Raw genomic sequence first — 4947 nt, 5'->3', positions numbered from 1 at the left:
TTCCTTTTCTTCGTCGCTCCAAGCTCGACTTGGAGCCCATGACCCGTGCAGCCGGATAGACTCCAGATCGGGGTTCTGGAGCGACGTTTTGTCAAAGCAACTGTGCAGGTCTATCAGATGTCGGACGCCCCAAGAACGCCAAGGGCTATTTCTCCAGGCCCGGGTTCCGGTTCAGGAACTCGTCGTACAGCTTCGTGGCCCGGTTTTCGAGCGGCAGCTTGTACCCGTCGATAAAGAGGTGCTGCACGTCGGTCGCGGGCTGAAGCGGGTCGCCGTTGGCGACGAAGAGGTTGGCCCGCTTGCCGGCCTCGATGGTTCCGACCTGGTCCGCGACCCCGAAGATCTCGGCCGGGGTGGTCGTAATGGCACGGAGGGCTTCGGTTTTGCCGAGGCCGTGGGCGGCGGCGAAGCCGGCGTGAAAGACGAGGTTGCGCACGTTTTCGGTCTTGCCGGAGCGGAGCGCCACGGTCACGCCCGCCTCATGGAGCAGGGCGGGGGTGCGGTACGCCTTGTCGTAGCGGTCGCTCTCCCGACTCGGGGGCTGCATGATGGAGCCGACCAGGACCGGCACGTCGGCCGCGGCGATCTCGTCGGCGACGCGCCACCCCTCCAGGGCCCCACTCAGAATAAGCTGGTCGAGCACGCCGCGCTCCTCGGCCCAGTCGAGGGCCTTCGAGATGTCGGGCGCCGCGTTGGCGGAGATCATGAGCGACTGCTCGCCCCGAATGACGGGCAGAAGGCCCTCCATTGCGGGCACGAACTCGGGCTGACGCCGCGCCTCGGGCTGCTCCGCCACCGCCGAGTCGATCCGGGCGTACCGTTCGGCCTCGGTCCACAGTTCGTTGAGCTTGTTGAGAGCTTTTTCGGATTCTTTCTGGATCGTCTCGGGTGACCGGTCGTCCGACGGCCCCTGACGCCCCACGGACGGGAAATTGAGCTTCGTGAACGTCACGCCGCCCAGGTGCATCTGCTCGGGGGTGTAGCCGTGGAGGCCAATGAGGGCGGCCGTGCCCGGCAAGATTCCGTTCTCTGGCTCCGTGATGACGGAGGTGATGCCGTGGACGCGCGTCGTGGGCACGTGCACGGTGCTGGGGTTGACGGCCGTGAGGGCGTTCATGTGGGCCGTGAGGTCGCCAATCTCGTTGAAGTCCTGCGTCTCCGGAAGCGAGCCAACCTCCGCGAGGCCGAGGTGCGTGCCGCTGTCGATGAACCCGGGATATATCCTCTGGCCCGAGAGGTCGAACGCCTGGGCGTCGGACGGCACCGACACGTTCGGGCCCACGGCGGCAATCGAGTCGTCACGGATGACGACCGTGCCGCCGTCGAGGGTGTCGCCGGGGGCGACGATCACCTGGGCGTTCGTCAGGGCAAACGGCCCCTGAAAGCCGGGCTGCTTCTGGGCGTGTGCGGGCAGGGCCAGGAAGAGGGCAACGAATAGCGTCAGCACCGCGGAGACGCGCTGAGGCCGCGGGCGGGAGGGAGAAAGCATGAGCAAACGTGTTGGTCAGCAGGCGGTCGGAGAGGCGGTGGGGGCGGGGGTTACTGGTCCGCGTTTTCGAGGGTCACACCGTTGCGGGTGGCGCGCAGCTGCGCGACGCCCTTCAGGCAGCTGTGGGCGGCATGGCGACTCCAGCCGTCCCGCGCCAGGTCGACGGTGCCCTCAGGATCCACGCGGAGCCGCATGTCGTCGGGGTCCTCCTCGTGGTCGAAGCGCACGACCCCGTCGACGTACGTCCGCTGCGGCTCGGTGTAGACGGACAGCGGGTGCTCGCTGAAGATCGCAAGGTCGGCGGCTTTGCGCTCCTCGATCGATCCCACGCGGTCGTCGATGCCCAGTTGGCGGGCCGGGTTGATGGTGATGAGCTCCAGGGCCTGGGTGTCCGAGAGGTCGCCGTACCGCTGGGTCTTGGCGGCCTGAAGGTACAGGTCGCGCTGCTCCCCCGGAATGTCGGTGTTGATGGACGCGTTGACGCCGTTCTCGGCGAGTATGGCGGCGTTGTAGGCGGTCGAGTAGTAGACCTCAAACTTGTACGACCACCAGTCCGAGAAGACGGTCGCCCCGGCGCCGTCGTCGCCAAACGCCGCCAGCTCGGGGGCAATCTTAAAGCCTTCGTTGACGTGGTGGAAGACGAGGTCCTGGATGCCGAAGTCCTCGAACACGTTCATCAGCATGAGCAGCTCATCGGCGCGGTAGCCGTGGGTCTGTACCAGAATGTCGCCCCGGAGGACGCCCGCGAGCACTTCCAGCCGCTCGCTGTGGGCCGGCGGCCGAGCCCGCTCGCCACTCTGATGGGCCTGTTTTGCCTCCATGTAGCGCTCCGCCTCGGTGAGGGCCGTCCGGATGACCTGCTCTACGCCCATGCGGGTGCCAGGCACCTGGTTGCGCCCTTCGCCGTACAGCCCGGTCGGGTTCTCCCCCAGGGCAAACTTGATCGTCCGGGGAGCGTCGTCCATCTTCAGGCGGTCGGGGTTCGTGACGCCGTAGCGCAGCTTGATCGTTTCGTTGCGGCCGCCGATGGGGTTGGCGGAGCCGTGCATCACGTGGGCGGTCGTCACGCCCCCCGCCAGCGCGCGGTAAATGCCGATGTCGTAGGGATTGAGCACGTCGCCGACCCCGACCTCCGCAGTCACCTGGTTCGTGGCCTCGTTCACGTTGCTGATGGCCATGTGCTGATGGGCCTCGATGATGCCCGGCATCACGTACTCGCCGCTGGCGTCGTACGTCTCGACCCCGCTCGGGGCCGAGAGGTCCGTGCCCACCTCGGCGATGTTGCCGTCGCGGACCAGGATGTCGCCGTTCTCGATGGTGCCGTTCGTGACGGTCAGCACGGTGGCGTCTTGAATGAGCCAGTCGTCCGGGGCGTCGCCGCGCAGCTGGTCTTGGGCCTGTAGGGGCGAAGCCACCAGCAGGACGGCGGCGAGGGCGCCGAGGGCGGAGGAAAGGCGGGAGGGGAAAGCAGAGAGCATAAGGGATCGGAAAGACGGAACGCAGAATATCGTCGGAGGGGGCGTGCGGAATGCGCCGCGGTGCGTGCGGGCGGACACTACCTCTGAGTCGCATCCGGGCCGCTGGTGCGCTCGCCGGAGATGGGGAACGAGCCGCCAGACGTGGAGGCGGACCCGTCGAAGGTCTCGCCTTCGACCGTGACCGAGACGGACACGGAGCCGCCCTGCGGCGAGTTCACGGTGAACGAGAGGGTGGTCCCGTCGAACGAGACCGACTGGAGGGATTGCTCGTCGCCCTGCGGCCCCACGAAGGTGCCGTCCAGGCCGGACTCATCGCCCTCGATCGTGACCTCGCCGGAAAGATCGCCCTGCGGGGTCTCGAGGGTGTACGACCACGTCCCGAGCACGGCAGAGACGTCGCCGCTGACCTCGCCCTCGTCGGACCCGTCGGCGCCGTAGTCGTAGAGCTGTCCGTCCACGAACACGTGCTGGACCGACGCGTCTTCGCCGAAGTAGGGTCCGTCAGTCACGACGAGGTTCGCAATCTTGCCCTCCTCGACGGTCCCAAGGCGATTGTCGAGCCCGAGCAGGGCCGCGGGGCGGGTCGTGAGGGCGGCCAGGGCCGTTTGCTCCGGGAGGCCCTGATCGATCATGGTGCGGAGGTTGCTGCGGACGTCGCCCGGATCGGCCTCGCGGCTCGTGAACCCGAACTCGAGGCCCGCCTCGTGCAGGGTGGCGGCCGTTTCGAGGTAGGTCTGCCGCTCCATGGCGTGGCGGAGCTCCAGGTTTTCTTCTTCCTCGGCGACGGTCTCGTGCGACGGAGTCTGGAGGTCAGGGCTGTAGTATCGAGAGGGCGTGCCCGTCGTGTCGGCCACTGTGGTGTCCGAACCGCTCGTTCGCGTCGGCTCCTCGGGCAGGTCGAGCGTCAGGAAGAGGGGGGCGTCGGCCTGCCGAAGCGTGCCGACGAGCTCGTGGCCCTCCTCCAGCCCGGCCAGCACGAGCGGGAAGCCCAGCTCCTGACGCAGCGCGAGGATGCGGTGGAGGGACAGGGCCTCGTCGGCGTAGAAGGCGAGCGGCGTCTCGCCGTTCAGGACCGGGAAGAGGGCGCTGTGCTGCGGGTCCTGCGGCGGTTGGGAGCGACCCGTCGGATTGCGCTCGTAGGCGGCGTCGAGCTCCTGCCGACGCTCTGCCTCGCGGTAGAGTTGCCGCATCTGTGCAATCACGGCCATGTCTGTGGCCGGGTACACGTAGCCGTCGGCCGTCTGGAGCTGGGCGAAGAGGGTGGGGCCGGTCTCCAGGACCATGTCGTTGGCCGTCTCCCCGCCGTAGAAGACGTGGGCGCTGGCGCCGGGGAGCATCTGTCCCTCCGGGGCGACGTGGCCGAGGGTGAACCCGGCCTTCCGCAGCGACCGCAGGTCCGACTCCTCGGGGGACAGGAACGGGCGGACGGACCGGTCCGGCTGAATGCCCGCCGCGTCGGGGGGCGGGGTGCCGGGGTCCTCGACGTCTTCGTCGTCCTCGGTGTCCGGCATCTCAACCCCCGCGTGGGAGAGGCCGTCGATGAAGCCGGCGTAGACGACGAGCGAGTCGGCCTCGATGGTGCGGGCGTCGTACGGCACCTCGGCGTTTTCTTCCACTGCCTCAATCACGCCGTCCCGCACGACGACGGTGGCGGACTCGAGCACCTGGCCGGGCGCCTGCACGACGCGGGCGTTCCGGAGGGCGTAGGTGTCGGTGACCGTCGGCACCTCGTAGTCCTGAGCACAAAGACGAGACGGCAGAACCAGTAGGACGAGGCCGAGAAGGCCGAGTCCGTAGCGGCGAAATGTCGAAGCAGTCATGCGGGCGGCGGACGTCCAATGAGGAGTGAGGACCAAGACATGTCCAACATAAGAATGCCGGTGGATAGTGTCATCCGGGTCGTCGCACCCACCCGGTGACTCATCGTTCTGGGATGCAGTTCGTCGGGTCGGTGCGACCGAAGGGCGGGAACCAGTGGGG

Annotated in this window: 3 protein-coding genes; all 3 read right to left on the bottom strand. The window is 67.7% G+C overall.

The genetic code is table 11. The features are described 5' to 3' along the window. Nucleotides 1-145: 145 nt before the first annotated feature. The gene (locus tag V5A20_RS13050; RefSeq protein WP_332315156.1) at nucleotides 146-1489 is read right to left on the bottom strand and encodes an amidohydrolase family protein; all 1344 of its coding nucleotides are present in this window, start codon (nucleotides 1487-1489) and stop codon (nucleotides 146-148) included. Between the two features lie 50 nt (nucleotides 1490-1539). Beyond that, on the bottom strand, nucleotides 1540-2967 hold the full coding sequence (locus V5A20_RS13045) for an amidohydrolase family protein (protein ID WP_332315155.1): 1428 nt from the start codon (nucleotides 2965-2967) through the stop codon (nucleotides 1540-1542). 77 nt (nucleotides 2968-3044) lie between these two features. Next, the gene (locus tag V5A20_RS13040) at nucleotides 3045-4787 is read right to left on the bottom strand and encodes an amidohydrolase family protein (protein ID WP_332327532.1); all 1743 of its coding nucleotides are present in this window, start codon (nucleotides 4785-4787) and stop codon (nucleotides 3045-3047) included. Between the last annotated feature and the right edge of the window lie 160 nt (nucleotides 4788-4947).

Origin of the sequence: Salinibacter sp., assembly GCF_036626415.1 — a bacterium.
In the GTDB taxonomy this organism is placed as follows: Bacteria; Bacteroidota; Rhodothermia; order Rhodothermales; family Salinibacteraceae; genus Salinibacter.
Note: the sequence above shows the minus strand (reverse complement) of the source record. Positions and strands in the feature narration are given on the sequence as shown.

Coding starts and splice junctions, on each gene's coding strand:
- V5A20_RS13050 (WP_332315156.1), bottom strand. CDS start 1,489: ATGCTTTCTCCCTCCCGCCCGCGGCCTCAGCGCGTCTCCGCGGTGCTG.
- V5A20_RS13045 (WP_332315155.1), bottom strand. CDS start 2,967: ATGCTCTCTGCTTTCCCCTCCCGCCTTTCCTCCGCCCTCGGCGCCCTC.
- V5A20_RS13040 (WP_332327532.1), bottom strand. CDS start 4,787: ATGACTGCTTCGACATTTCGCCGCTACGGACTCGGCCTTCTCGGCCTC.